Here is a 25,590-nt window from a genome sequence, read left to right as displayed (position 1 = left end):
ATAGATACATTAAAAGGATAAAAGATGAGAAGCATTGAAAATAATATAAATAACTTTGTAGACAATTTTATAACAAGTATTATTGGAAAAATAGATTTAGGTTCAGTAGACACTTTTATTAATAATGCAATGATCATTGGTTCTGCAATATTTATATTTGTAACTTTAATGACTCTTGTACTTTATAAATTTTTTCATAAGAAAAAAGTTAGAGTAGCAGTGTATACACTATTTTCATTATGATCAGTAATTACATTGCTTATTACATTTCTATTAATAGCACTTTCATATAATTGGTTTCATATATTAGATCCTCTTAATTCAACAATTGATCCAATACTAGATACATTTAGAGAAATTGTTAAAACATCAGGAGAGACTGGAATTAATTTTTTTAATGGTATGATAGGTGGAATATTTGGTTCAGGTATGAATTATCAAACATTATCAACACAATCAGTAATTAAATTTATATTAAATATTCCAATGATAATTGCTTGAGTAAATATAGGATTAATTTTTTTAATAACTTTAGCTATTATTTTTGCTCCAAAATTTGAATTTATAAAATTAAGTGTGCAAGTTGCGTATTTCATGTTTTTTATCGTTATGTTATTTTTTGGTATTTGATTTTTAATTTTTTCAATAAATGCTAATGTTAAGACAGCAACAATACTTACAGTTTTCATAAAAGGGCAAGCACATATCATAACTGGTGGAATTATCTCTGGAATAGAAAATATTAAAGACAAGGCAGAAGAATTTGTTGATGGTATTTTAGGAAAAATTAATGATGGTAATTTGGAAGAAATCGTAAATCAAATAATTAACACTGAAGGTGGTGTGATATCTATAATGGGTGACGAAATTAAAATTGATATTAGTGAATTAAGTGGCTTACTAGGAATTGACCAGGAAGAAATTATAAATAGTATAAATGAGTTCAAAGATAATTTTGTAAATGAAGGTTCAGAAAAAGCTAAAGAATCATTGACTCAAATTAAAGATTGATTGTCAAAAGATTTGAAGTAGAAAGAGTTGAGCTTTTGTGTACTATCAAATAATCAAATAAATATACTATGGTAAAATTGACTTATATTTAGGGGTAGATATGAAAAAATTAAGTGCAAATGAAGTTAGAAAAATCTGATTAGATTTTTTTAAATCAAAACAACATCACTTCTTGGAACCGGTTAGTTTAGTTCCGGTTAATGATCCTAGTTTGCTTTGAATAAATTCAGGAGTAGCAACATTGAAGCCTTATTTTGATGGAAGATTAAACCCACCATCACAAAGATTAACAAACTCACAAAAAGCCATTAGAACGAATGACATTGAGAATGTTGGAGTTACTGCAAGACACCAAACAATGTTTGAAATGCTAGGTAACTTTTCAATTGGGGATTATTTTAAAAAAGAAGCAATACAATTTGCTTGAGAATTATTAACCTCAAAAGATTGATACGCGATGCCAATTGAAAAACTTTATGTAACTGTATTTGATGAAGATGATGAAGCATTTAATATTTGAAAAGATATTATAGGTTTATCGGAAGACAAAATTTTCAAAATGGGAAGAGATACTAACTTTTGAGATGTAGGGCAAGGTCCTTGTGGTCCTAATAGTGAAATATTTTTTGATCGTGGTGAAATTTGAGATCCAAAAAATATTGGAGTTAAATTATTAAAAGACGATATTGAAAATGACAGATATATTGAAGTTTGAAATATCGTATTTTCGCAATTCAATAATGATGGTCAAAATAACTATACAGCATTACCAAGGAAAAATATTGATACCGGAGCTGGGTTAGAAAGAATGGTTTCAATATTTCAAGAAACACCAACAAATTTTGAAACTGATTTATTTATGCCTACAATTAGAGCAGTTGAAAAATTAACAACAAAAAGATATTCATTAGAAAATTACTTTAAACCAAATAAAGAGCAAACTCAAATTAATACAGCATTTAAAATAATAGCAGATCATATACGTGCTTGTACTTTTGCAATTGCTGATGGAGCTTTTCCTTCAAATAAAGATCGTGGATATATTATTAGAAGACTAATTAGAAGATCAAGTGTATATGCTAAAGCACTTGGAATAAATAAACCATTTCTATCCGATTTGGTTGATGTTGTAATTTCAACAATGAGTGGGTTTTATACTTATTTAAAAGACAAAAAGGATATTGTCAAAAAATCAATTTTAGAAGAAGAAACAAAATTTCTTAAAACATTGACTAAGGGATATGAATTATTTAATGAAATAATTAAAAGAGAAAAATCAATTTCTGCCAAAAATGCATTATTGTTATTTGAGTCATATGGATTTCCAATTGAGATAATTACTGAGTTGGGTGAAAGAGAAAACATTAAAGTTGATTTGGATGGTTTTGACAAACTATTTAATGACGCAAAAGAAATTGCTAAAAATGCAAATAAAAATAATTCAGTTTGGAATAAGCAATCAAAAATTTTAACTGATTTAAAAGTTGAGTCTGAGTTTGTTGGTTATGAAACTCTTACAACTAGAAATTCAAAAGTCGTTTTTATGTTTGCAAACGATAAAGAACTTTCAGAAGCAAAACAAGATCAAGTTATTCAAATTATTTTGGACAAAACCCCATTTTATGCTGAAAAAGGTGGTCAAGCAAATGACACAGGAATACTTGTTAATAATGATGGACAAATACATAAAGTTATTGATGTTCAGTCAGGTCCTAACGGACAAAATATTCACACTGTGGTTGTTGGTAGCAAAATATTATTAGGTGATCTTTTAATTACTGAGGTTGATGAGATAAAAAGAGATCTTACAGCTAATAATCATTCAGGAACACACTTATTGCATGCAACTGTTCGTGAAGTATTGGGAAATGATGCAACTCAAACTGGTAGTTATAATAATGAAGATGGGTTCAGATTAGATATTTCATTTAACAGGATGCCAACACAAGATGAAATTGTAAAAATTTCAAATCAGGCAAACAAGTATATTGCTAAAAATTTCAAACGTGAAGTTTATTATTGTTCTTTAAAAGATGCAATTGAAAAGCATAATGCTATCGCTTTATTTAGTGATAAATATGATTCTGAAGTAAGAGTTGTTAAATTTTCAAATGTTTCAAGTGAACTCTGTGGTGGAACCCATGTTCCACAAACAGGAATTATTGAAAAATTATTTGTGACAAGTGTGGAGTCAAAGGGAAGTGGAGTATATAGATTTACTGCACTAACTACTGAAAGTAAAATACAGGAATTTTTAGAAGAACAATTTTCAAAACAAAGAAATGAAATTCTTGGTCAAAAAAATAAATTTATTGAATTATCAAAGATTAAATCTTCTAAATCAATTGCCTCACTAATTGAAAAAATTGACTCATTAAAAATCATAGAAGAAAATTATACTAAGATTAAAGAACTTGTTTTTGAATTTAAAAATGAATTTAAGCTATATCAGAAAGCTGCAGAATCTGAAATGACAGATTCTATAGTAGATAAATTTAAATCTTTAGAACCAATAAATAACAAAATTGTTTTAATCAACGATAGTTTAGATATGCAAATGTTTAAAAAAATATCAGACATACTGCAAAACAAATATGATCTATTGATATTTGAGGGATTCAATGAATTGTTAAAAGTTTGTGTTATTTCTTCTAGTGACCCAAAAATACCTGCAATTGATATCTTAAAAAATAACCCAAGATTTGAAATTAAAGGTGGGGGAAATAGCAAATTTGCCCAAGGTAAAATTATAAAATCTAAATAAAAAAACTCAAATTTTTTGAGTTTTTTTATTATTTTAAATCTAAAACCAAATTTCAAATTGTATGTATCTTAATTAAAAACTTCTATATAATAAATATTACGTATGTATTTTGTGTGCATATTGACAATACACCGATAAGGGTTGTCTATTATATAGGAGGAATTAATGGCTCAGCAAAAAATAAGAATCAAACTTAAAAGTTATGACAATGCAATCGTGGATCAGTCAATGGTAAAAATCATTGAAGCAGCTGAATCAACTGGTGCAAAAGTTAGGGGACCAATCCCTTTACCAACTGATAAAGAAATTATCACAATTCTTAGATCTGTTCATAAACACAAAGATTCACGTGAACAATTTGAAATTAGAACACATAAAAGAATTTTAGAAATTATTAACCCCACTGCAAAAACAATGGATTCACTTACAAGAGTTCAATTGCCTACAGGGGTTAACATAGAAATCAAACTATAAAACAAAATCACAAAGTATGTATGAAACTTATTACAAAAAATAAAGGAGAAAATCTATGATAGGAATCTTAGGACAAAAACTAGAGATGACTCAAGTATTCGACGAAAATGGAAAATTAATTCCAGTAACTGTTGTGGCTGTTGAACCAAATAAAGTTCTTGCAGTTAAAACAATTGAAAAAGACGGATATGAAGCACTGAAATTAGGTGTGGGTCAAAAAAGAGAAAATTTAGTTAACAAACCACAGATGGGTCAGTTCAAAGCTGCAAACTCATCACCTAAGCGCTTCATTAAAGAGATCCGTAATATGAAAGGTTTTGAAATTGGAGAAGACTTGACACCAGGTCAACTTTTCCAAGCAGGAACATTTATCGATGTTACAGGAATTTCTAAAGGTAAAGGATTCGCTGGGGCTATTAAAAGACACAATTACTCAATCGGGCCAAAAGCTCATGGTTCAGGATACCACAGAGGTATTGGATCAATGGGAGCCATTATTAACAGGATTTTTAAATCTAAAAAAATGGCAGGTCACATGGGACATGAAAAAGTAACAATTCAAAATTTAGAAATCGTTGCAATCTTAGATGATAAAAATGTAATGCTTATTAAAGGTTCAGTTCCTGGACCTAAAAAAGGATTTGTAATTATCAAACAAAATGCTAAGGGTAAAAAAGCAACAAAAGCTTCACAAATTATTTCTAGAAACAAAAAAGAAGAGGCGCCAGTTCAAGAAATGGCTGCAGCTGAGTAATAAGGGGTTTATATGAAAATTAAATTATTTGATACAACAGGTAAAACTCTTAAGGATATTGAAATTGCTTCAAGTGTATTTGGAATCAAACCACATAAACAAGCAATGTACGATACAGTTATTGCTCAACAAGCAGCTTTAAGACAAGGTACTAAAAAAACTAAAACTAGAGGTGAAGTATCTGGTGGTGGTAAAAAACCATGAAGACAAAAAGGAACAGGTAGAGCCCGTCAAGGTTCTATTAGAGCTCCACAATGAAGAGGTGGAGGAGTAGTATTTGGTCCAACTCCAAGCATTAATTACAAAAAAATGGTTAATAGAAAAGTTAGACAACTTGCTATTAAATCAGCTTTATCAATCAAAGCTAAAGAAACAAACTTAATTGTTGTAGATCAATTTAAATTTGCAAAACCTTCAACAAAAGAGTTTATTAAAATTCAAACAGCTCTAAAAATCAATGATAAAAAAACATTAGTTGTAACACTAGAAGATGATTTCAATGTAGCTAAATCTTCATCAAATATTACAGGTGTTAAAACAATTGACGTAATTAAATTAAACTTATTTGATTTAATGAATGCAACAACATTACTGATTACAGAAGATGCAATCAGACACATTGAGGAGGTATACGCCTAATGCACTTAACAGAAGTTATTAAAAAACCATTGTTAACAGAAAAGACATATGCTTCTAGAGCTAACAATGAATATGCTTTTATTGTTGATAAAAAAGCAAATAAAGTACAAATCAAAAAAGCGTTCGAAACAATATTTAATGTAAAAGTAGAAGAAGTTAGAACAATGAATTACGATGGTAAAGCCAAAAGAATGGGTAAGTTCGAAGGAACTAAAGCCTCTTACAAGAAAGCAATCATCAAATTAAAAGATGGAGAAAAATTCGAAATCTTAAACGACTTATAGAATTAAATGAATTGTAGAAAAAGTTATTAGTGTAATAACTACTTATTGCAAAAAATGATATAAGTGATTGACGACAAGGAGAACACATTATGCCAATCAAAAAGTATAAGCCAACCACAAATGGTCGTCGTAATATGACAACACTTGATTATTCTGTTTTAACAACAGATACACCCGAAGGTTCATTAGTTACTAAACTAAACAAAAAAGGTGGACGTAATAATCAAGGTCACATTACTACTAGACATAAAGGTGGTGGACACAAAAGGAATTATAGAGTTATTGATTTCAAAAGAAATAAACTAGATATTCCAGGAAAAATCGCAACTATTGAATATGACCCAAACAGAAATGCATTCATTTCATTGGTTAACTATGCAGATGGAGAAAAACGTTACATTATATTTGCAAAAGGTATGAAGGTAGGACAAGAAATCATAGCTTCAGAAAATGCCGATATAAAAACTGGTAATGCAGCACCACTAAAAAATATTCCAGAAGGAACATTAATTCACAATATTGAAATGAGACCAGGCAAGGGTGGCCAAATGGCTAGATCTGCTGGAGCGTCAGCTCAAATATTAGGTAGAGATGAAGCTGATGGAAAATATGTAATTATCAGACTAGGTTCAGGAGAAGTTAGAAAAATACTTGCTGAATGTTATGCAACAGTTGGTGAAGTTGGAAATGAAGAGTACAACTTAGTTAACTGAGGTAAAGCTGGTAGAAATCGTTGAAGAGGTATTAGACCTACAGTTAGGGGATCAGTTATGAACCCTAACGATCACCCACATGGTGGGGGGGAAGGACGTGCTCCAATTGGACGTTCAGCACCAGTAACACCATGAGGTAAAAAAGCTCTTGGAGTTAAAACTAGAAACAAGAAAAAAGCTTCTACTAAATTAATAGTAAGAAGAAGAGAAAAAAAATAGGAGGTTAGATGTCTAGATCATTAAAAAAAGGTCCATTTGCAGACGATTATCTTTTAAAGAAAGTCGATACTGCTAAAGATGGTAAAAACGAAATAATTAAAACTTGATCAAGAAGATCATCTATCTTCCCAAGTTTTGTTGGACACACATTTGCTGTTTACAACGGAAAAGAATTCATCAATGTTTATGTAACTGAAGACATGGTAGGACACAAGTTGGGGGAATTTTCTCCAACACGTAAATTCGGTGGTCACGGTGATGACAAAAAGAAAAAGAAATAGGGAGAGGGAATAAAATATGGAAACAAGCGCAAAGCTATCTATGCTAAGAACCTCACCTAGAAAAGTTAGATTAGTAGCAGATGCTATTAGAGGCAAAAAAATTGATGAAGCAATAGCTGTATTAAACAATACAGATAAAAGGTCATCTGAACCAGTACTTAAATTATTAAACTCAGCAATAGCTAATGCAGTTAATAATGATGGTGCCGAAGCAGACAAATTATTTGTAAAAACAATATTAGTAAACGAAGGTCCGACTCTAAAAAGATTCAGACCAAAAGATCACGGTAAAGCATTTGAAATTTTAAAACGTACAAGTCATATAACAATTGTTGTAAGTGATGAATTTAAGAAATAGGAGAATAGATTAAATGGGACAAAAAGTATCGCCTAATGTTCTTCGTGTTGGTATTATCCGTGGTTGAGAAGACCGTTGATATGCTGAAAAAGACGAATATGTAAAATGATTACACGAAGATATTAAGATAAGAAAAACTCTATTAGCAGATTTTAAAAACTCAGCAGTTTCTAAAATTGAAATAGAAAGAACTAAAAAAGAAATTATTTTATTTATTCATACAGCAAGACCAGCAGTTGTTCTTGGACAAGAAGGAAAAAATATTCCTGCTCTTGTTAAAAGAATTCAAATGACAATTAAAAACAAAAATGCAAAAATCAAGATCAATGTAATAGAAATAAAAAATCCAGATATCAATGCAGCTTTAGTGGCAGCATTTATTGGTGAACAAATTACAAACCGTGCATCATTTAGAACTGTACAAAAATTAGCTATTAGAAAAGCACTTAAGGCCGGAGCAAAAGGAATTAAAACTTCTGTATCAGGACGTTTAGGTGGAGTTGAAATGGCCAGAACTGAAGGGTATCTAGAAGGTTCTGTTCCATTATCAACACTACGTGCTGATATTGATTATGCTCTATATGAAGCAATGACAGTTTATGGTCAAATCGGTGTTAAAGTTTGAATTAACCATGGTGAAATTTTAGATAAAAATAATAGAAATAAAAATCTATTTATTACTGAAAAACCAGCGTCATCAAAACCTTATCCACCAAGAGAAAATCGTGGACCAAGAGATGGTAATCGCCGTCCAAATAACAAACCAAACAATAACAGATCTGCAGCACCAACTGCAAATGCTGTAAAGGGAGGTAAATAGTTATGTTAATGCCTAAAAGAGTTAAATACCGTAGACCTCATAGAGTAAGTTATGAAGGTAAAGCTAAAGGTGGAAAATTTGTAGCATTCGGAGAATACGGATTGATGTCATTGGATGGAGATTGAATAACTTCAAGACAAATTGAAGCTTCACGTATTGCTATGACAAGATATATGAAACGTTTTGGTAAAGTTTGAATTAGAATTTTCCCACATATGGCAATTACTAAAAAACCTCTGGAAGTTCGAATGGGATCTGGTAAAGGATCTCCTGAAGAATGAGTGGCAGTAGTGAAACAAGGACAAATAATGTTTGAAATTGGTGGAGTGAGTGAAGAAGTTGCTCATGAAGCATTGAGACTTGCTATGCATAAACTTCCTGTGAGATGCAAAATAGTTAAGAGAGGTGAAGAATAATGACTAATCAAGACTTTATGTTAGAACTTAGAGCAAAATCTACATCTGACCTAATGAAACTAAGCGAAGAAAAAAGAGCAGAATTATTTGCTTTAAAATTTCAAGCCGCAGTAGGTAGTTTAGAGCAAACTCATAAATTAAAAGTATTAAAAAAAGACATTGCTAGAATTGAATTATTAATTTCAGAAAGAATGAAAGCTGGTGAAGTTAAAAAAATTAAGCCTGTTAAAACAAACTATAGCAAAGCCGTTAAAGCTGCTGACAAAGAAGGTCAGGCAGTTAGAAAAAAACAAATTGAACAAGTACAACAAATGCAACAAGATCAAATGGGTATGAGTTCAACTGGAAATGTTGATGACTTTACTGCAGCTATGATGGCTGGAGCAGGAATGGAAGTTCCAACAGCTACAGAACAAAAAGTTAAAGTTGCTGCGAAGCCAGTAGAAAAAAAAGCTGAAGTTAAGTCTGCTGCAAAACCTGCAGCAAAAAAAGCTGAAGTTAAGTCTGCTGCAAAGCCTGTGGCAAAAAAAGCTGAAGTTAAGTCTGCTGCAAAGCCTGTGGCAAAAAAAGCTGAAGTTAAGTCTGCTGCAAAACCTGCAGCAAAAAAAGTTGAAGTTAAGTCTGCTGCAAAGCCTGTGGCAAAAAAAGCTGAAGTTAAGTCTGCTGCAAAACCTGTAGCAAAAAAAGCTGAAGTTAAGTCTGCTGCAAAAAAAACCGAAACAAAATCGGCAGGTGTTAAAGAAACAAAAACACCTTTAAAAATAAGTGAAATGGATATTCAAATTGAAGATAACTTCAAAGCAATAAACGTTGATCTGCCTAAAAAACCAAAGGATGCAAAAACTTATGTTTTTGGGTCAAACAAAAACCTACTAGATAAAGAATTGCAAGAAAATGAAAAATCTAAAAATAAAAAATAAGGATTAGAGTAAATATGGAAAGAGATTCACTAAGAAGAACTTTTACTGGTAAAGTTGTGTCAGATAAAATGGACAAAACTATTACTGTAGAAGTTGAAACTTATAAAACACACCCAACATACAAAAAACGTTACAAACACTCAAAAAAATACAAAGCCCACGATGAAAAAGGTATTGCCAAGATTGGTGATAAAGTTGAAATTATGGAAACTAGACCACTAAGTAAAACTAAAAATTTCAGATTAATTAGAGTAGTTGAGAAATCATTAATTTAATATGTTACAAACAGAATCAAGATTAAAAGTCGCTGATAATTCAGGGGCTAAAGAAATTTTAGTTATTAGAAATTTAGGTGGAAGTGTTAGAAAATTTACAAATATCGGAGACATCATTGTTGCAACTGTTAAACAGGCAGCACCTGGTGGAACTGTAAAAAAAGGACAAGTTGTCAAAGCGGTTATTGTTAGATCAATTCGTGGAGTTAGAAGAGAAGATGGTACATATATCAAATTTTCAGAAAATGCAGCTGTAATTATAAAAGATGATAAGTCACCAAGAGGTACTCGTATCTTTGGTCCGATTGCTAGAGAAGTTAAAGATGCTGGTTTTTCAAAAATCGCTTCATTAGCTCCTGAAGTACTTTAAGAGGAAATTAATATGAAACTTAAATTAAAAGTCGGAGACGTAGTTAAAGTAATTGCAGGTTCACACAAAGGTGAACAAGGTCCTATTACAAAATTTTCTAAAGATAAATCAAGAGTGTATGTTAATGGTATTACAGGTGTTAAGCACCAAAAACCAACGCAAGATGGTAAAGAAGGTGGAATAATTCAAATTGATATTTCAGTTGATATTTCAAATATAGCTTTAATAGATCCAAAAAATAAATCTTCAATTACAAAAGTAGGGTATAAAATCGCTGGTTCTAAGAAAACTAGAATAGCAAAAAAAACAGGTAATTCATTAAAATAAGGAGGAATTAATTTATGACAAATAAAAGTGCATTAGAAACTTTATATAAAGAAAAAATTGTTCCTTCATTAATGAAGGAATTCAAATACACATCAATTATGGAAGTTCCTAAGTTAACAAAAATTGTTCTTAACATGGGTATTGGTGATGCTGTACAAGATTCAAAAAGAATCGATGATGCTGCTGTTGAAATGCAACAAATAACAGGTCAAAAACCACTTGTTACTAAAGCAAAAAAATCAATAGCTGTATTTAAACTACGTGAAGGTATGCCTATTGGTGTAAAAGTTACTTTACGTGGTAAAAAAATGTATGACTTTATGTCAAAACTAACTAATGTAGCACTGCCACGTGTTCGTGACTTTAAAGGTGTGTCAAATAGAGGTTTTGATAAGCAAGGTAACTATACAATGGGAATTAAAGAACAAATTATTTTCCCAGAAATAGATTATGACAAAGTAAAAAAAATCCGTGGTATGGATGTAACATTCGTAACAACAGCAAAAAATAAGGACGAATCATTCTCATTGTTAAAACAAATGGGTATGCCATTCGCTAAGTAAGAGGTAAAAGATGGCAAGAAAAGCATTAAAAGTAAAACAAGCATCACACCAAAAATTTAAAGTTAGAAATTATACACGTTGTGGAAATTGCGGTAGACCACATTCAGTATTAAAAAGATTCAATTTATGCCGTATTTGCTTCAGAGAATTAGCCTACAAAGGACAAATTCCTGGAGTAACTAAAGCATCATGATAATACAAGGAGAAAACTAAAATATGACAACAGACGTAATTGCAGATATGCTTACTAGAATTAGAAATGCAAATCAACGTTTTCATCCAACAGTATTAATACCAGGATCAAAAATGAAACAAGATATCGCAAAAATTCTAAAAGCTGAAGGATTCATTGAAGACTTCAAAATCGGAACAGACTATAAAAAAGATATAACAATAACTTTAAAATATGTTGAAAAACAAAGAGTAATACGTGGATTGAAAAGAATTTCAAAACCAGGACTTAGAGTTTATTCAAATGCAAGTGAAATACCACAAGTACTTAACGGATTAGGAATAGCAATCATATCAACATCAAAAGGAATTATTACAGATAAAGTTGCGCGCACTACTAACGTAGGTGGTGAAGTGTTAGCTTTCATCTGATAAGTAGGAGGAACATATGTCACGTATAGGAAATAGAGTTCTAAAAATTCCGGCTGGAGTTGAAGTAAAATTTGATGAAAATAACACAGTTATAATCAAAGGTTTAAAAGGAGAGTTGAGACAATCATTCTCACCACTAATAGCGATCTCTTTAGAAGAAGATGGATTAGTTACAAAACGTACAAATGAGATCAAACATACTAAGCAATTACACGGAACAACAAATTCACTATTATCAGGAATGTTGATTGGTGTAAGTGTTGGTTACAAAGTTGAACTTGACATTGTTGGGGTTGGTTATCGTGCTGCTTTAGCAGGTGATAAAATAAACTTATCATTAGGTTACTCACACCCAATTGCATATCAAATACCAAAAGGTGTTACAGTAGAAATCCCAAAACCAATTAAAATTATCGTTTCAGGAATTGATAAACAATTAGTTGGACAAGTTTGTGCAGAAATTAGAGCTTACAGAAAACCAGAACCATATAAAGGTAAAGGTATTAAGTACAGTGATGAAAAAATCATCAGAAAAGAAGGAAAATCAGCTGGTAAATAGTCAGTTGATAAGTTGGAGATAAAATGAAATATTCAAAAGCAGAAGCTAGAAAAAGAAGACACTTTCGTGTTCGTTCAAAAGTTAGTGGATCAAAAACAAAACCAAGACTTAATGTATTTAAATCAAACTCATTCTTTTATGCACAAATTATTGATGATTTAAATGGTGTTACTTTAGTGAGTGCATCATCAATCAAAATGGGATTAAAAAACGGATGTAATATTGAAGCAGCTAAAGCTGTTGCAAAAGATATAGCAAAAAAAGCGAAAGCTAAAAAAATAGTAGAAGTAGTATTTGACCGTGGTGGATATATTTTCCATGGTAAAGTTAAGGCATTTGCCGAAGCTGTTAGAGAAGAAGGAATTAAATTTTAAGAGGTACGCATGGCAGAAATTACACAAGCAAATAAAATAGCTAATATTGCACCTAATGCAGTATTAAAATCTAATAACACAAACTCATCTAATAACACTTCTTCAGATAACAAAAGATCATTTAATAATAATAAAAAACGTGATGGTAACAAAGGTTTCAAACGTGAAAGAGAAGAAAATCCTTACACAGAAAAAGTTGTTGCAATTAACCGTGTTACAAAAGTTACTAAAGGTGGAAGAAGATTCCGTTTCGGAGCTGTTGTAGTTATTGGTGATAAAAAAGGTAATGTTGGATTGGGTACTGGAAAAGCAAACGAAGTACCTGATGCAATTAAAAAAGCTATCAAAAACGCAAGAAAATCATTAGTAGAGGTTTCAATTGTTGGAACAACAGTTCCTCATGAAATCATTGGACATTTTGGTTCAGGTCGCGTGCTAATTAAACCTGCCGTTAAAGGAAAAGGGGTAATTGCAGGGGGACCAGCTCGTGCGGTTATTGAATGTGCTGGTATTGGAGATGTTTATGTTAAATCATTAGGATCTAATACGCCAATTAATATGATTAGAGCAACAATTGATGGTCTTAGCCAAATGTTAACAGCAGAAAAAATATTAATGCTAAGACAAGGAATTAAACCAGCTCCAAAGCCAGTTGCTAAGCCAGTTGAAGTTAAAAAAGCTGAAGCTCCAAAGCCAGTTGCTAAGCCAGTTGAAGTTAAAAAAGCTGAAGCTCCAAAACCAGTTGCTAAGCCAGTTGAAGTTAAAAAAGTTGTCGCTCCAAAACCAGTTGAAACAGTTACTAAAGCTGAACAATCAGAAGCAAGTAAATTTTTAAAAGAAATGGAGAAAAAGTATGCAGAAGAATTAGCTGCAAAAACTCAATCTCCATCTGCTGCTGATATGGAAGCTAAGAAAGCAGCTGAAGCAAAGGCAAAAGAAGCTGCTAAAAAAGAAACTGAATCTAAAAAAGAGGCTGAAAAAAAATTAGCTGAAGCTAAAAAAATTCAAGAAAAGGCTAAATCAGAAACAGATGTAAAGGCAAAAGAAGCTGCTAAAAAAGAAGCTGAAAAGCTAAAAGCTGAAGCTGAAAAGGCAAAAGCTGCTGCTAAAAAAGAAGCTGAAGCTAAGAAAAATGCAGAAAAAGCTGCTGCTGAAGCTGCAAAAAAAGTTGAAGCTGCAAAAAAAATCAATGTTAAAGAACTTTCAGCTGATGAAAGATCTAAGCTAGATGGATCAGCATCTATTAAAGAAAAAAGAAGTGACTTACAAAAACATTCAAACACTACTAGAAAAATGGCAATAGAAAATAAACTATCTGCTAAATTACAAAAAGCAAACTTAAGAGACATGACTAAAAAAGAATTGATCATTTACATGCGTTCAATTTCTGAAGAAATGTCAAAAAAATAGGAGGGTCTTAATATGAAATTACATGAATTAAAATATACTGAAGGTTCAAAAAAAGACACTACTAGAGTTGGTAGAGGTATGGGTTCAGGAAAAGGAAAAACTTCTACTCGTGGTCACAAAGGACAAAATTCACGTAGTGGAGGAGGAGTTAGACCAGGATTTGAAGGGGGTCAAACTCCTTTATTCAGAAGAATACCAAAAGTTGGATTCACAAACATTTTTCAAAAAGAATATGTTGTTATTAATATTGAAAAACTTCAAGAATTAAAATTAACAGAAGTTAATCACGAAACATTATTTAATGCAAAAGTAATTAAAAACAAAAGAGTTTTAATTAAAATATTAGGTAATGGTGAATTAACTAAAAAATTAGTAGTTAAAGTTAACAAGGTATCAAAACACGCTGAGGAAGCAATTAAAGCTGCCGGAGGTAGCGTAGACTTAATTTAAGGTGGCATATGAGAAAATCAGACCAAGTTAATAAAAAAGATAAACCAAAATTTACAATAAAAAATAAGGACTTAGTGAAGAGAATTATCTTCACTTTAGTTGTTTTATTGTTTGTAAAAATTGCAATGCTTATTACTGTGCCTGGTGTTACATTGTCAAGTGATTATACGGAGGGGGCTAATAACATTGAGTTTTTTAAATTACTTTCAACACTTGGTGGTGGAAGTATAAATCAATTCTCAATATTAGCCCTTGGGGTATCACCTTATATTACTGCATCAATTATTACTCAATTACTTTCAACAGATGTAGTTCCAATTCTTACAAATTGATCTAAGTCTGGAGAAAGGGGTCGAAAAAAAATTGATCGCCTAACGAAAGTATTGACAATTCCATTTGCTCTGATGCAAACTATTGCAACAATATTTACATTGTCACAATATCATCTAATTGAACCCAAATGAGAAATGGATACAATTGGTGGAGCCACATTCTACTTTTTCTTAATTCCACTTATTATGCTGGCAGGAACATTTTTAATGTTATGAATCTCTGACCAGATCACAATCAAGGGAATTGGAAACGGTATATCAATAATAATTTTTGTGGGTATTGTTTCGGGAATGCCTCAAAACATCATTGATACATATGGTTTTTGAACAAATGCTTCAAATGAAGCGACAGTATTATTTGAAGGACTAATTTATTTTGCAATATATATGGTTGCATTTGTATTTGTTATATTTATTGTTACTTTTACAAATGAAGTAGAAAGAAAAATACCAATCCAACAAACTGGTTCAGGTCTCGTTGAGGGTGAAGAAAATATGCCATATCTCCCATTGAAATTAAATAATGCTGGAGTTATACCTGTAATCTTTGCCTCGGCAATTATATCAACCCCAATCACAATTGCAGAGATTGTTAAGATTTCAAATCCAAGTAGTGGTTTTGTATACTTCACGGATAACTTCTTATCTTTCTCTTCATGAGGTGGAATAATAGTATATTCTGTAACAGTTATATTATTTACATTCCTATACTCGCAAGTACAAATCAATCCAGAAAAGATTGCAGATAACTTTAATAAGTCAGGAACATTTATTCCTGGTATTAATCCTGGTAAAGATACTCAAAAATTCTTGAGTGGTACAATCAATAGGTTAAGTTGTTATGGAGCACTTTTCTTGGCTACAATTGCTGCGTTACCATATGTAATTGCAAAATTAACCGACTTGCCATCCAACTTGGCGATAGGGGGTACAGGATTAATTATTATTATTTCTGTTGCTTTACAAACAACTCAGCAAGTAAAAGGTAGATTGATTCAACAATCATTCATTGACAAGAAACAAGACAAGTTTGAAAATGGGATTGGAGATTCAAATTCATCACATATTTGATAGGAGAAAACATATGAACATTTTATTATTGGGTGCACCAGGTTCTGGTAAAGGAACAGCCTCAGAAAAGTTGATTAAATTTAATGGATTTACGCAATTATCTACAGGAGATCTTTATAGAGCTGAAATCTCAAATAAAACTGAATTAGGACTAAAAGCAATTGAATATATTAACGCTGGAAAATATGTTCCAGATGAAATTACAATTGGTATGGTTGCTAAGTTTTTAGAAAAAAAATCAGATAATTTATTGTTTGATGGATTTCCTAGAACTGTTGGTCAAGCTGCAGGTTTAGATAAATTACTGGAATCTAAAGGTACTAAGTTAGACAAAGTTATCCACTTTGTGTGTGATGAGTCTGTTTTAATTGAACGTTTAGGTAATAGAATGATTTGTCCTGTATGTAAAAAAAGTTATCATAAAATCAATATTAAACCAAAAGTTAATGGCATTTGTGATAACGATGGAACCTCATTAGTTGTAAGACCTGATGATGCACCAGATAAAATTAAAGTTCGTTTGGAAGAATACAACACATTGACAGCCCCACTTATAAATATATATAATAATAAAATGGTGGAAATTGACGTAACAAACGTCACTCCAACAGAATTATATGAGGCTGTTGTTGAAGGACTAAAACTTTAATGAACATAACATTAAAAAATAAAGACCAAGCAGCATTAATGAGACATGCTGGCAAAGTCTTGGGCGCGGCTCTATATCATTTACAACAAATGATCAAGCCGGGAGTTAATTGCTTAGATTTAGATAAATTCTTTTATGAATTTATTACTGAGAATGATTGTAAAAGTAGTTTTAAAGGTTACATGGGATTTCCTGCGTATACTTGTATTTCTATTAATCAACAATTAATTCACACAATACCTTCAGATCGTATTATTAACGAAGGAGATATTGTTTCAATTGATGCAGGATGCATTTACAAAGGCTATCATGCCGATGCAGCATTCAGCATTATTTGCGGTGATTCAAAAGACCCTGAACACCAAAGGTTGTTAGAGACTACTGAAAAATCCCTATACCTTGCAATCGAGCAGATAGCACCAGGAGTTAGATTAGGTAATATATCATCAACAATAGAAAACTTCGTTGTTGAGCAAGGATATTATTTACCAACTGAATTTTCAGGACACGGTATAGGTAAATCAATGCATGAAGATCCAATGGTCCCAAATCAAGGAACACCAAATACTGGTGCTCGTTTGATTGAGGGTATGGCTATATGTATTGAACCGATGGTACAAATTGGTACTAGCAAAGTAAAAATGTTAAAAGATGGATGAACTATTGTTTCTGCAAATGAAGAACCAACAGCTCATTTTGAACACACAATACTTGTAACAGAGTCAGGATATGAAATCTTGACTACCATAAAACCAATGGAGGATTAGATGGCTAAAGAAGATTATTTAGAAGTCAGTGGTCAAGTGGTTGAGGTATTACCCAACGCCGCTTTCAAAGTGAAATTAGAAAACAATATAGTTATTTCAGCTCAAGTGTCTGGTAAAATCCGTATGAATCACATTCGCATTTTACCCGGAGATACAGTAACTGTAGCAATTTCACCATACAACCCAACACTTGGGCGAATCACATATAGATTCAAAAACGGAAAATAAACATTAATCACGGAGGACCGAAAGATGAAAGTAAGATCATCAGTTAAAAAAATTTGCGACAAATGTCGTGTAATTAAAAGAAAAGGTCGAGTAATGATTATTTGTGAACAACCAAAACATAAACAAAGACAAGGATAAGGGGATAAGACATGGCTCGTATTAGTGGAGTAGAAATACCAAATAATAAAAGAGTTGTTATCGGTTTAACTTACATTTATGGAATTGGTCTATCAAGATCACAAAAAATCTTAGCAGACGTTACTATCAACGAAAATGTAAGAGTTAAGGATTTAACCGAAGAACAAATCAAAACATTAACAAAAAGATTACTAGAAGAAAAAACAGAAGGTGACCTTAGAAGGGAACAATTATTAAACATCAAACGTTTAATGGAAATTGGTTCATATAGAGGAACAAGACACCGTAAAGGATTACCTGTAAGAGGGCAATCATCAAAAACAAACGCGCGTACAAGAAAAGGTCCTAGAAAGACTGTTGCTAATAAAAAGAAATAGGTAGGAGATAGTTAATCATGGCGAAACCAAAAAGAAACGTTAAGAAAAAAATCAAAAAAAACATACCTAAAGGTATAGCACACGTACACGCAACATTTAATAATACAATCGTAACAATCTCTGATGAAACAGGAAATGTACTATCATGATCAAGTGCTGGTACATTGGGTTTTAAAGGATCTAAAAAATCAACACCTTACGCAGCTCAATTAATTGCAGAAGCTGCTGGTAAGGGTGCCATGGAGCATGGTGTAAAAACAATTCAAGTAGAAGTAAAAGGGCCCGGACCAGGGCGCGATGCTGCCGTTAGAAGTTTAAGTGGAGTTGGATTAGAAATTGTTTCAATTTATGATAAAACACCTTTACCTCATAATGGTGTAAGACCTCGCAAGAAACCAAGAGGATAATCATGAAACCATTTACAAGACCAGAATATGAAGTCATAAAAAATGACGAAACTAAAAACTACGCTGAATTTACATTACAACCATTAGAAAGAGGATTTGGTACTACAATTGGAAACGCAATTCGTAGAACACTACTAAGTTCAACACCAGGAGCTGCAGTATACGCAATTAAAATTGCTGGAGCCACACATGAATTTACTTCTGTTAACGGTATCGTTGAAAATGTAAGTAGAATTGTGCTTAACATAAAAAAATTAATTTTAAGAATCGATGAAACAATGTTCAACCAAGGGGAAATTGCTAAGCTAACACTTAAATCTTCAACTGTTGGAGCCGTAACTGGTGCAGACATTGAATGTCCTGCTGGAGTTGAAGTTATTAATAAAGACTTACATATCGCTACTATCTCTGATGGTGGAGTTATGGATATGATTTTAATGGCTAAAAACTCAAGAGGTTATAGATCATTTAAAGAAAATAAAAAAGAAAAACAAGAAGTTGGTTCAATTACAATTGACTCAAACTACACACCAGTATTAAATGTTTCTTATGAAGTTTTACCAACAAATATTGGTAAGACACAAGATTTTGAAATTTTAATATTAAAAGTAACAACTGATGGATCTGTTACTCCTTCAATGGCAGTTGCAGTTGCAGGAAAAATATTATCAGAACATTTATCATTATTAGTAGACTTAAACACTAGTGCAACTCAATTAGAAGTATTAGGTGTAGAAGATGAAACTGATGAAAAAGAATTAGACAGACCAATTGAAGAATTAGATTTCACACAAAGATCATTGAATTGCTTAAAAAGAGCAAATGTGAATACTTTGCGTGACCTAGTTGAAAAATCTGAATATGATATTCAAGAGATCCGCAATTTAGGAAAAAAATCTTTAAAAGAGATAAAAGACAAAGTAGCACAACTTGGTTTGCTATTTAAATCTGTTTAGTAGGAGGCACATATGTCATATATTCAAAAACAAGGTAAAAATACTGCTTGAAGAGTAGCACTTATGAGAAACCTAACAACAGAACTTATTGTTAAAGAAAAATTAGAAATTACTGAAACAAGAGCAAAAGAGTTAAGAGTGCATTTTGATAAAATGATTACTTTAGCTAAACGTGGAGATTTACATGCTCGTAGACAAGCTGCTGCTTGATTAAGAGATATCGACGCTTCTGATAAAGAAACTGCTTTACAAAAACTTTTCACAAAATTAGGAAAAAAATATAAAGATAGAAATGGTGGATACACTCGTATCTTAAAACTTGATAACCGTAAAGGGGACAATGCACCAATAGTTATTATCGAATTAGTATAATTATTCTCTACAAACATTAAGTTTATGCTTAATGTTTTTTTGTGTAAATTTGGTAAAATTAATATAACAAATAAAGTTGAAAATTATAAAAATTATAATTTAGAATATAGATAACGGAGTAATTATGAAATTGACATTACAAGACTTAAATGACTTTAAAATTGAACTTAACTCAGAATGGGGTGAAGTTCTTTTTAAGGCCAAAGCATTGCATAAAATAAAAAATAAGTACTCAAACAAACTTGTTACAAAAGATGATGTTAAAGCAGTTGAGTTAGAATTTAAATTGGCAAAAGAGAAATTTAAAAAAATAGCTGTTACTACAAAGTTCAAAGACAATGAAGTGGAATGTAAAAGAGCTTTAGAAAATTCTAATCAAACTGATCCAAATTTTTCAGTTTTACAAGATGACTATGAGCTGGCAAGAAAAATAAATTCTGAAGCTAAACATGCAGTGAAAAGCAAAGGTAAAACAGCAGTTCTTTCTAAGCTAAATGATATTTCAATTAAGGTGGAAAACCTTAGTTTCAAGTATAAATCAGAGCATCCGTATGTTCTTAAAAATATCAACTTTGAAATCAATCATGGAGAATATGTAACAATTATTGGTCACAATGGTAGTGGTAAGTCAACTTTATCAAAATTATTAATTGGAGTTTTAAGGGCTAATGAAGGATCAGTTTCTATTTATGGAAACGCAATTAGTGCGTCAACTATTAAATATATTATTAAATTTATGGGAATAGTTTTCCAAAATCCTGATAACCAATTCATTGGATCAACAGTTAAAGACGATATAGCTTTTGGTTTAGAAAACAGGCAAATGGATCCAAAATTGATGCCAGCAATCATAGAAGAAGTTGCCAAAAAAGTTAGAATGGAAAAATTCTTAGATCACGAACCACTATTATTGTCAGGTGGTCAAAAGCAAAGAGTTGCTATTGCTTCAGCTCTGGCTCTTTCGCCAGATATTTTGATTTTCGATGAGGCTTCAAGTATGTTAGATCCTAAAGGTAAAAAAGAAGTTAAAGAAATCATGCTTGACTTAAGACAAAATGAAAATAAAACAATTATATCAATTACACATGATATGGATGAGATTTTAAATGCTGACAAAGTTATTGTTATGAATCGTGGAGAATTGGTTCGTTGTGGTAAGCCGTCTGAAATTTTAAAAGACAAAGAATTCATTAGATCAATTAAACTTGATGTTCCGTTCGTTACATTAATGGAGGAAGCTCTAAACGAAGTTGGAGTTAAAATTTCACATGTTGATAACTTAGATGAATTAGTGGGGCAAATATGTCAAAAATAATTAATAATGAAAAAGTATTGCAAAAACAATATCAAAATGAATTAAATTCTTTTAGAAAATCTGAAAAACCAAAAATTAAACAGAGAATAAAAGAAGTTAAGACATGAATGTCTGAACAAGACAAGAGTGATAAAAAAATTAAATCAACTTATAAATCAAAAATGTTAGCAGCAAAATCTCCTAACTTTGATTTCACAGGTGATATTAAATTAGAAAACATTTCATATGTATATTCTAAAAATTCACCATTTGAATTTCATGCATTAACAAATACAACAGTTGACTTTAAGGTTGGAGAAATTACTGCTATTATTGGAACAACTGGTAGTGGTAAATCAACATTAATTCAAATGACAAATGGTTTGTTGATTTCAGATACAGGACGTGTTGTAGTTGGTAATTATCAAATTCCAGCATCAACTAAAAAAATTCCTGAAGTTAAAAACTTAAGAAGAGAAATTGGATTAGTTTTCCAATTTCCTGAGTACCAACTATTTGAAAAAACTATTGAAAAGGATATTTCATTTGGGCCAATTAATCTTGGTGGAGATAAGTTTGAATCTATCGCTAAGGTACCAGAATACTTAAGAATGGTTGATTTACCCGAAGACTATGCTAAGAGGTCTCCCTTCGATTTATCTGGTGGTCAAAAACGTCGTGTTGCTATTGCAGGTATTATTGCAATGGATGGAAATACATTAGTGCTTGACGAGCCCACTGGTGGACTTGATCCAAGAGGTGAAGAAGACTTCATGGCTTTATTCCAAAGATTGAATAAGGAAAGAGGTAAGAGAATTGTTATTGTTACTCATAACATGGATCACGTTTTGCAAATCGCTGATAAAGTTGTAGTTATGAAAGAAGGTCAATTGTTTGTTAAAGACACACCAACTAATGTATTTAAAAACAAAAGTATGATTGAAGAGTTAGGTATTGAACCTCCTAAACTATATAATCTTGCATATAAATTAAAGGAAAAAGGTTTAGATATTCTTGATAAAGAATTTAGAACAGTAGAAGACTTAGCAAAAGTAATTAAAGAGGCTAAGAAAAAGTAGGTAAATTATGAGAATGACATTCGGAAGATATATACCCAATAATTCAATAATGCATAAAATGGATCCAAGGTTAAAACTATTAATGATAATAGTTATGATTGTTGTTTTATTTTTACCTATTGGATTTACAGGATTTGCACTGATTGGACCAGTTATATTATTAATGTATACAATATCAAAATTGAGATGAACAATGTTATTTAAGATATTAATTCCAGTTTCATTAATTTTTGTTGTGCTCCTTATTATTAATGTATTTGCTGGATCAGTTAGCTATGATAAAGAAAGCGCAAACTGAGAAATGATAGCAAACGGAATTGCTTTGTTAAAGCAAGATTCAAGAGATGGATTTATTTTAATTCTTGGAGGAGCTAAAATTTCAGCTGATGGTCATGTGGCAACAGGATTTATGACTATTAGTGAAGCTACTTTATATAATGCTATTTACATGACTTTGAGAATTTTCTTAATGATTACATTAACATCAATACTTGCTGGTACAACTCAACCATTGGCACTTACATTGGCAATTGAAGATTTACTATGACCTTTAAAAGCTGTTGGATTTCCTGTATTTATATTTTCAACAATCATTTCAATTGCCTTACGTATGATTCCAACTTTAATTGATGAAGCCGGGAGAATTATGAAAGCACAAGCTTCAAGAGGTATTGATTTTAAAAATGGTAAATTAAAAGATAAGGCAAAAACTATGGTTTCACTAATAATTCCATTATTAGTTTCATCTTTTCAAAAAGCTGAAGACCTAGCATATGCTATGGATTCACGTGGGTATGATCCATCAGCAAAGAGAACACGTTACCGTCAATTTCACTTTAGATTTGCAGATTGAATATTCTTTTCACTAGGACTTGCAGCATGTATTTTATTAATGTGTTATCCATTTGTTGACACTTTAAGTTGAATACAAATTCCTAGAATAGATAATATTTTAAATATTTAAAAATGAAATATTATTTTTTGCTAACAGTATCTTATGATGGTTATAACTACAATGGATGAGCTAAACAACCAAATTTAAAGTCGACTATTCAAGGACAACTTGAATATGCTTTAAGCATGTTTTGCCAAACGAAGATGTTTACTACCGCAGCTGCTTCTAGAACTGATACACATGTTCATGCTATTGACCAAAAAGTGAAAATTGAATTGGACTTCTTACCGAACATAAAAAAAATGTATGCTGGATTAAATAAAATTCTTCCATTAGATATTCAAGTAAAAAATATTGAATTAATTTCAAAAGATTTTGATGTTCGTGGAAGCATTTTGAAAAAGTATCAGTTTCAAATAATGACTACAAGACCAGGTGTTTTTGATGCAAAGTATTATCAATATTGTGATGAACAATTTTTTGATTTTAAAAAATTTAAAAAGGCTATTTTAGTCTTTAAAGGAGAACATAATTTCCGTAATTTTATTGCTCTTAAAAGAGATGAAATAGTTGGAAAAGATACTAATAGAGTAATCGATTCTATCAGAGTAAAAAAGTTTGGAAATAAAATTTTTATTGAATTTACAGCTAAGGGATTTTTAAAACATCAAATAAGAATAATGTTAGGTGCCGCAATTGCTCATTCTAATGGTAAAATAGAATTACAAGATATATTTGACGTATTGAATTTACGTAAAGATAAGATGGACTATATAGCTGAAGGCAAAGGTTTATTCTTAAAAAAAATAATTTATTAGAGGTTTACATGAAAGAGCTGAGAAATTTTTCTATTACAGTTTTAACTGATTTAGAAAAATATTATGCAGATAAAGCGGTAGCAAAAAAATTAGGAAAAGAAAATCTGATAATTTTTGTTAACGATAATTCAGTTCGCCTTAATTCAATGGTTGAAGAATTAAAAATTGATATTATTTCAATGCTTAAAGAAATTGAAGAATTAAGAAAACATTTAGATGATATTTATAACTTCAAAAACAGAAGTGCTATCATGTTAAAAGAAGATATCGCAAAACAAAAGCAACATAAAGAATATGTAAAATCTGTTAATTTAAAATTAACAGATTTAAAAGATTGATATACAGATGATTTAAATGAAACAAATTCCAGAATATCAGAAATCGAAGATTTGGTTATTAGATCTAAGACTGTTTTATCTAGAATGGAAAAAAGAAGGATAGTGGACTTAAAGCCATCACATCTTGCAGCAGGTATTGCTATTACTTTTATCCTTTCGCTTGTAACGGGTCTATTGATAAACTATATTTACTTATTACCGTTAAAAGGAATTGAACCACAAATATTTACAATCATTGTTATTGTGGCATTTGTTCTAATTAATATTGCGTTTTGACTTCAACTACTTTTAAGACATTCATTTGGAAGATTATATTTAAATGATGAAAAACCAATGTGAAAAGGTTCAGTTGCTGGATTTATTGCTGCTGGTTTAGACACATTAGGTATTGGTTCTTTTGCAATGGCAACAGCCACATTTAAGATTACAAATGCTATTAAGCCACATGAATTAAAAATGTTGCCAGGTACATTGAATGTAGGGCTAGTCTTTTCACAAATGTTTGCAGGAATTCTTTTCTTAGGAGCAATCGATGTTGATATTTGAACTTTGGTATTGTTTAGTCTTTTTACTATATTCGGAACTACACTAGGGTCATATATCGTAGAAAAGTTACATAGAAAAGCAATTACCTTTGTAATTGCCAGTGCACTTTTTGCAACAGTTATATTAATGATTATGGTTTTGGCTAATGTTTTTCCAACTGGGGTTAAAACTGGACTAATGGCAAAAGAAGATATTCACTTATTAATAATTGGATTAATAATGTTCTTTGGTTTAGGTATCTTAATGAGTTTTGGTGTTGGATTATATGCACCATCAATGGTTGTAATATCATTACTAGGATTAGATCCAATAACTTCAATTCCGATAATGACGTGTGCTGCTGCTTTATCTCAACAAACAGCTGCACTAAGATATGAGGTTGGAAATAACTATATTCCTAAGATTTCTTTTAACGTAATTATTTCAGGAATAATAGGTGTACTGACTGCATTTATTGTTGTCTTTGTTCTTATTATTGGAAATGATCAAAACGCTCAAAAAATACTTGTATTTATAATGAGATGTATAAGTGTTGTAGTTGTATTGTTTACAGCCATATCCTTATTAATAAATTATGTCCATATGAAGCGAGACATGAATGCTGTAAAAATGGATAAAAATGAACTATTATCTGAATCAGAATTCACTGACAAATTTAAACATTTTCTATCAATTATAAATAACACACTGTAAAACAAGAGTTAGACATCAGGTCTAGTTTTTATATATAATACCTTTA

The 25,590-nt window shown here is 31.1% G+C and carries 36 protein-coding genes; all 36 read left to right on the top strand.

From position 1 onward, the window contains the following. Window positions 1-24: 24 nt before the first annotated feature. The 36 genes from STIUS_RS03315 (at window position 25) to STIUS_RS03140 (ending at window position 25,544) form a co-directional block, all read left to right on the top strand. Window positions 25-1,032: a hypothetical protein gene (locus tag STIUS_RS03315; RefSeq protein WP_162649960.1), complete on the top strand. Its 1,008-nt coding sequence runs from the start codon at window positions 25-27 to the stop codon at window positions 1,030-1,032. Between the two features lie 79 nt (window positions 1,033-1,111). Continuing rightward, window positions 1,112-3,775: an alanine--tRNA ligase gene (gene alaS / locus STIUS_RS03310; protein WP_162649959.1), complete on the top strand. Its 2,664-nt coding sequence runs from the start codon at window positions 1,112-1,114 to the stop codon at window positions 3,773-3,775. A gap of 165 nt (window positions 3,776-3,940) precedes the next feature. After that, the gene (rpsJ, locus tag STIUS_RS03305; RefSeq protein ID WP_162649958.1) at window positions 3,941-4,249 is read left to right on the top strand and encodes a 30S ribosomal protein S10; all 309 of its coding nucleotides are present in this window, start codon (window positions 3,941-3,943) and stop codon (window positions 4,247-4,249) included. Window positions 4,250-4,304: 55 nt separating this feature from the next. After that, complete coding sequence (gene rplC, locus STIUS_RS03300; RefSeq protein WP_162649957.1) at window positions 4,305-5,003, top strand: 50S ribosomal protein L3; 699 nt, start codon at window positions 4,305-4,307, stop codon at window positions 5,001-5,003. 12 nt (window positions 5,004-5,015) lie between these two features. After that, the gene (rplD, locus tag STIUS_RS03295; RefSeq protein ID WP_162649956.1) at window positions 5,016-5,642 is read left to right on the top strand and encodes a 50S ribosomal protein L4; all 627 of its coding nucleotides are present in this window, start codon (window positions 5,016-5,018) and stop codon (window positions 5,640-5,642) included. Beyond that, window positions 5,642-5,926, top strand: a complete 285-nt coding sequence (rplW, locus tag STIUS_RS03290; protein ID WP_162649955.1) for a 50S ribosomal protein L23 — start codon at window positions 5,642-5,644, stop codon at window positions 5,924-5,926. Before rplD ends, rplW begins: the two co-directional genes overlap by 1 nt. An 89-nt stretch (window positions 5,927-6,015) precedes the next feature. Next, window positions 6,016-6,858, top strand: coding sequence for a 50S ribosomal protein L2 (rplB, locus tag STIUS_RS03285; RefSeq protein WP_162649954.1), 843 nt, complete (start codon window positions 6,016-6,018; stop codon window positions 6,856-6,858). Between the two features lie 8 nt (window positions 6,859-6,866). Continuing rightward, the gene (rpsS, locus tag STIUS_RS03280; protein WP_162649953.1) at window positions 6,867-7,139 is read left to right on the top strand and encodes a 30S ribosomal protein S19; all 273 of its coding nucleotides are present in this window, start codon (window positions 6,867-6,869) and stop codon (window positions 7,137-7,139) included. Between the two features lie 16 nt (window positions 7,140-7,155). Further along, window positions 7,156-7,497 (top strand): 50S ribosomal protein L22, encoded by a 342-nt coding sequence (gene rplV, locus STIUS_RS03275; RefSeq protein ID WP_162649952.1) that lies wholly within the window; start codon window positions 7,156-7,158, stop codon window positions 7,495-7,497. Between the two features lie 13 nt (window positions 7,498-7,510). Further along, window positions 7,511-8,317 (top strand): 30S ribosomal protein S3, encoded by an 807-nt coding sequence (gene rpsC, locus STIUS_RS03270; protein WP_162649951.1) that lies wholly within the window; start codon window positions 7,511-7,513, stop codon window positions 8,315-8,317. A 2-nt stretch (window positions 8,318-8,319) separates the two neighbouring features. After that, the gene (gene rplP, locus STIUS_RS03265) at window positions 8,320-8,733 is read left to right on the top strand and encodes a 50S ribosomal protein L16 (RefSeq protein ID WP_162649950.1); all 414 of its coding nucleotides are present in this window, start codon (window positions 8,320-8,322) and stop codon (window positions 8,731-8,733) included. Continuing rightward, the gene (rpmC, locus tag STIUS_RS03780) at window positions 8,733-9,653 is read left to right on the top strand and encodes a 50S ribosomal protein L29 (protein ID WP_162649949.1); all 921 of its coding nucleotides are present in this window, start codon (window positions 8,733-8,735) and stop codon (window positions 9,651-9,653) included. The genes rplP and rpmC overlap by 1 nt, the downstream gene beginning before the upstream one ends. A 14-nt stretch (window positions 9,654-9,667) precedes the next feature. After that, on the top strand, window positions 9,668-9,928 hold the full coding sequence (gene rpsQ / locus STIUS_RS03255) for a 30S ribosomal protein S17 (protein WP_162649948.1): 261 nt from the start codon (window positions 9,668-9,670) through the stop codon (window positions 9,926-9,928). 1 nt (window position 9,929) lies between these two features. After that, entirely contained in the window at window positions 9,930-10,298 is a 369-nt protein-coding gene (rplN, locus tag STIUS_RS03250) for a 50S ribosomal protein L14 (protein ID WP_162649947.1), read from the top strand. Between the two features lie 12 nt (window positions 10,299-10,310). After that, entirely contained in the window at window positions 10,311-10,625 is a 315-nt protein-coding gene (rplX, locus tag STIUS_RS03245; RefSeq protein ID WP_162649946.1) for a 50S ribosomal protein L24, read from the top strand. A gap of 14 nt (window positions 10,626-10,639) precedes the next feature. After that, window positions 10,640-11,188 carry a 50S ribosomal protein L5 gene (gene rplE, locus STIUS_RS03240; RefSeq protein WP_162649945.1) on the top strand — a complete coding sequence of 183 codons (549 nt, stop codon included), beginning with the start codon at window positions 10,640-10,642 and terminating at the stop codon, window positions 11,186-11,188. Between the two features lie 10 nt (window positions 11,189-11,198). Continuing rightward, complete coding sequence (locus STIUS_RS03235; protein ID WP_162649944.1) at window positions 11,199-11,384, top strand: type Z 30S ribosomal protein S14; 186 nt, start codon at window positions 11,199-11,201, stop codon at window positions 11,382-11,384. A gap of 20 nt (window positions 11,385-11,404) precedes the next feature. Further along, complete coding sequence (gene rpsH, locus STIUS_RS03230) at window positions 11,405-11,794, top strand: 30S ribosomal protein S8 (RefSeq protein WP_162649943.1); 390 nt, start codon at window positions 11,405-11,407, stop codon at window positions 11,792-11,794. Between the two features lie 13 nt (window positions 11,795-11,807). Further along, the gene (rplF, locus tag STIUS_RS03225) at window positions 11,808-12,350 is read left to right on the top strand and encodes a 50S ribosomal protein L6 (protein ID WP_162649942.1); all 543 of its coding nucleotides are present in this window, start codon (window positions 11,808-11,810) and stop codon (window positions 12,348-12,350) included. 23 nt (window positions 12,351-12,373) lie between these two features. Next, window positions 12,374-12,724, top strand: a complete 351-nt coding sequence (gene rplR / locus STIUS_RS03220) for a 50S ribosomal protein L18 (RefSeq protein ID WP_162649941.1) — start codon at window positions 12,374-12,376, stop codon at window positions 12,722-12,724. A 9-nt stretch (window positions 12,725-12,733) separates the two neighbouring features. After that, a complete protein-coding gene (rpsE, locus tag STIUS_RS03775; RefSeq protein WP_203234701.1) occupies window positions 12,734-14,134 on the top strand; it encodes a 30S ribosomal protein S5 in 1,401 nt (466 codons plus the stop codon). 12 nt (window positions 14,135-14,146) lie between these two features. Beyond that, on the top strand, window positions 14,147-14,584 hold the full coding sequence (rplO, locus tag STIUS_RS03210; RefSeq protein ID WP_162649940.1) for a 50S ribosomal protein L15: 438 nt from the start codon (window positions 14,147-14,149) through the stop codon (window positions 14,582-14,584). A gap of 8 nt (window positions 14,585-14,592) precedes the next feature. After that, window positions 14,593-15,990: a preprotein translocase subunit SecY gene (gene secY / locus STIUS_RS03205; RefSeq protein WP_162649939.1), complete on the top strand. Its 1,398-nt coding sequence runs from the start codon at window positions 14,593-14,595 to the stop codon at window positions 15,988-15,990. A 10-nt stretch (window positions 15,991-16,000) separates the two neighbouring features. After that, complete coding sequence (locus STIUS_RS03200; RefSeq protein WP_162649938.1) at window positions 16,001-16,636, top strand: nucleoside monophosphate kinase; 636 nt, start codon at window positions 16,001-16,003, stop codon at window positions 16,634-16,636. Next, on the top strand, window positions 16,636-17,403 hold the full coding sequence (gene map / locus STIUS_RS03195; RefSeq protein ID WP_162649937.1) for a type I methionyl aminopeptidase: 768 nt from the start codon (window positions 16,636-16,638) through the stop codon (window positions 17,401-17,403). Before STIUS_RS03200 ends, map begins: the two co-directional genes overlap by 1 nt. Continuing rightward, window positions 17,404-17,631 (top strand): translation initiation factor IF-1, encoded by a 228-nt coding sequence (gene infA / locus STIUS_RS03190; RefSeq protein ID WP_162649936.1) that lies wholly within the window; start codon window positions 17,404-17,406, stop codon window positions 17,629-17,631. Window positions 17,632-17,655: 24 nt separating this feature from the next. After that, entirely contained in the window at window positions 17,656-17,769 is a 114-nt protein-coding gene (gene rpmJ / locus STIUS_RS03185) for a 50S ribosomal protein L36 (protein ID WP_162649935.1), read from the top strand. 11 nt (window positions 17,770-17,780) lie between these two features. Further along, window positions 17,781-18,146 carry a 30S ribosomal protein S13 gene (gene rpsM / locus STIUS_RS03180; protein WP_162649934.1) on the top strand — a complete coding sequence of 122 codons (366 nt, stop codon included), beginning with the start codon at window positions 17,781-17,783 and terminating at the stop codon, window positions 18,144-18,146. Between the two features lie 17 nt (window positions 18,147-18,163). Next, window positions 18,164-18,553, top strand: coding sequence for a 30S ribosomal protein S11 (rpsK, locus tag STIUS_RS03175; RefSeq protein WP_162649933.1), 390 nt, complete (start codon window positions 18,164-18,166; stop codon window positions 18,551-18,553). A 2-nt stretch (window positions 18,554-18,555) separates the two neighbouring features. Further along, window positions 18,556-19,509 (top strand): DNA-directed RNA polymerase subunit alpha, encoded by a 954-nt coding sequence (locus tag STIUS_RS03170; RefSeq protein ID WP_162649932.1) that lies wholly within the window; start codon window positions 18,556-18,558, stop codon window positions 19,507-19,509. A gap of 12 nt (window positions 19,510-19,521) precedes the next feature. Beyond that, complete coding sequence (rplQ, locus tag STIUS_RS03165) at window positions 19,522-19,881, top strand: 50S ribosomal protein L17 (RefSeq protein ID WP_162649931.1); 360 nt, start codon at window positions 19,522-19,524, stop codon at window positions 19,879-19,881. Between the two features lie 124 nt (window positions 19,882-20,005). After that, complete coding sequence (locus STIUS_RS03160; RefSeq protein WP_162649930.1) at window positions 20,006-21,196, top strand: energy-coupling factor transporter ATPase; 1,191 nt, start codon at window positions 20,006-20,008, stop codon at window positions 21,194-21,196. Between the two features lie 161 nt (window positions 21,197-21,357). Continuing rightward, window positions 21,358-22,254 (top strand): energy-coupling factor transporter ATPase, encoded by an 897-nt coding sequence (locus STIUS_RS03155; RefSeq protein WP_162650048.1) that lies wholly within the window; start codon window positions 21,358-21,360, stop codon window positions 22,252-22,254. Window positions 22,255-22,261: 7 nt separating this feature from the next. Next, window positions 22,262-23,218 carry an energy-coupling factor transporter transmembrane protein EcfT gene (locus tag STIUS_RS03150; RefSeq protein ID WP_162649929.1) on the top strand — a complete coding sequence of 319 codons (957 nt, stop codon included), beginning with the start codon at window positions 22,262-22,264 and terminating at the stop codon, window positions 23,216-23,218. 2 nt (window positions 23,219-23,220) lie between these two features. Further along, window positions 23,221-23,967, top strand: coding sequence for a tRNA pseudouridine(38-40) synthase TruA (gene truA, locus STIUS_RS03145; protein ID WP_162649928.1), 747 nt, complete (start codon window positions 23,221-23,223; stop codon window positions 23,965-23,967). An 8-nt stretch (window positions 23,968-23,975) separates the two neighbouring features. Then, the gene (locus tag STIUS_RS03140) at window positions 23,976-25,544 is read left to right on the top strand and encodes a hypothetical protein (RefSeq protein ID WP_162649927.1); all 1,569 of its coding nucleotides are present in this window, start codon (window positions 23,976-23,978) and stop codon (window positions 25,542-25,544) included. The last annotated feature ends 46 nt before the right edge of the window (window positions 25,545-25,590 follow it).

This window comes from Spiroplasma sp. TIUS-1 (assembly GCF_010365785.1).
In the GTDB taxonomy this organism is placed as follows: Bacteria; Bacillota_I; Bacilli_A; order Mycoplasmatales; family Mycoplasmataceae; genus TIUS-1.
The sequence above is the reverse complement of the archived record's forward strand: the minus strand, read 5'-3'. Positions and strand labels throughout refer to the sequence as shown.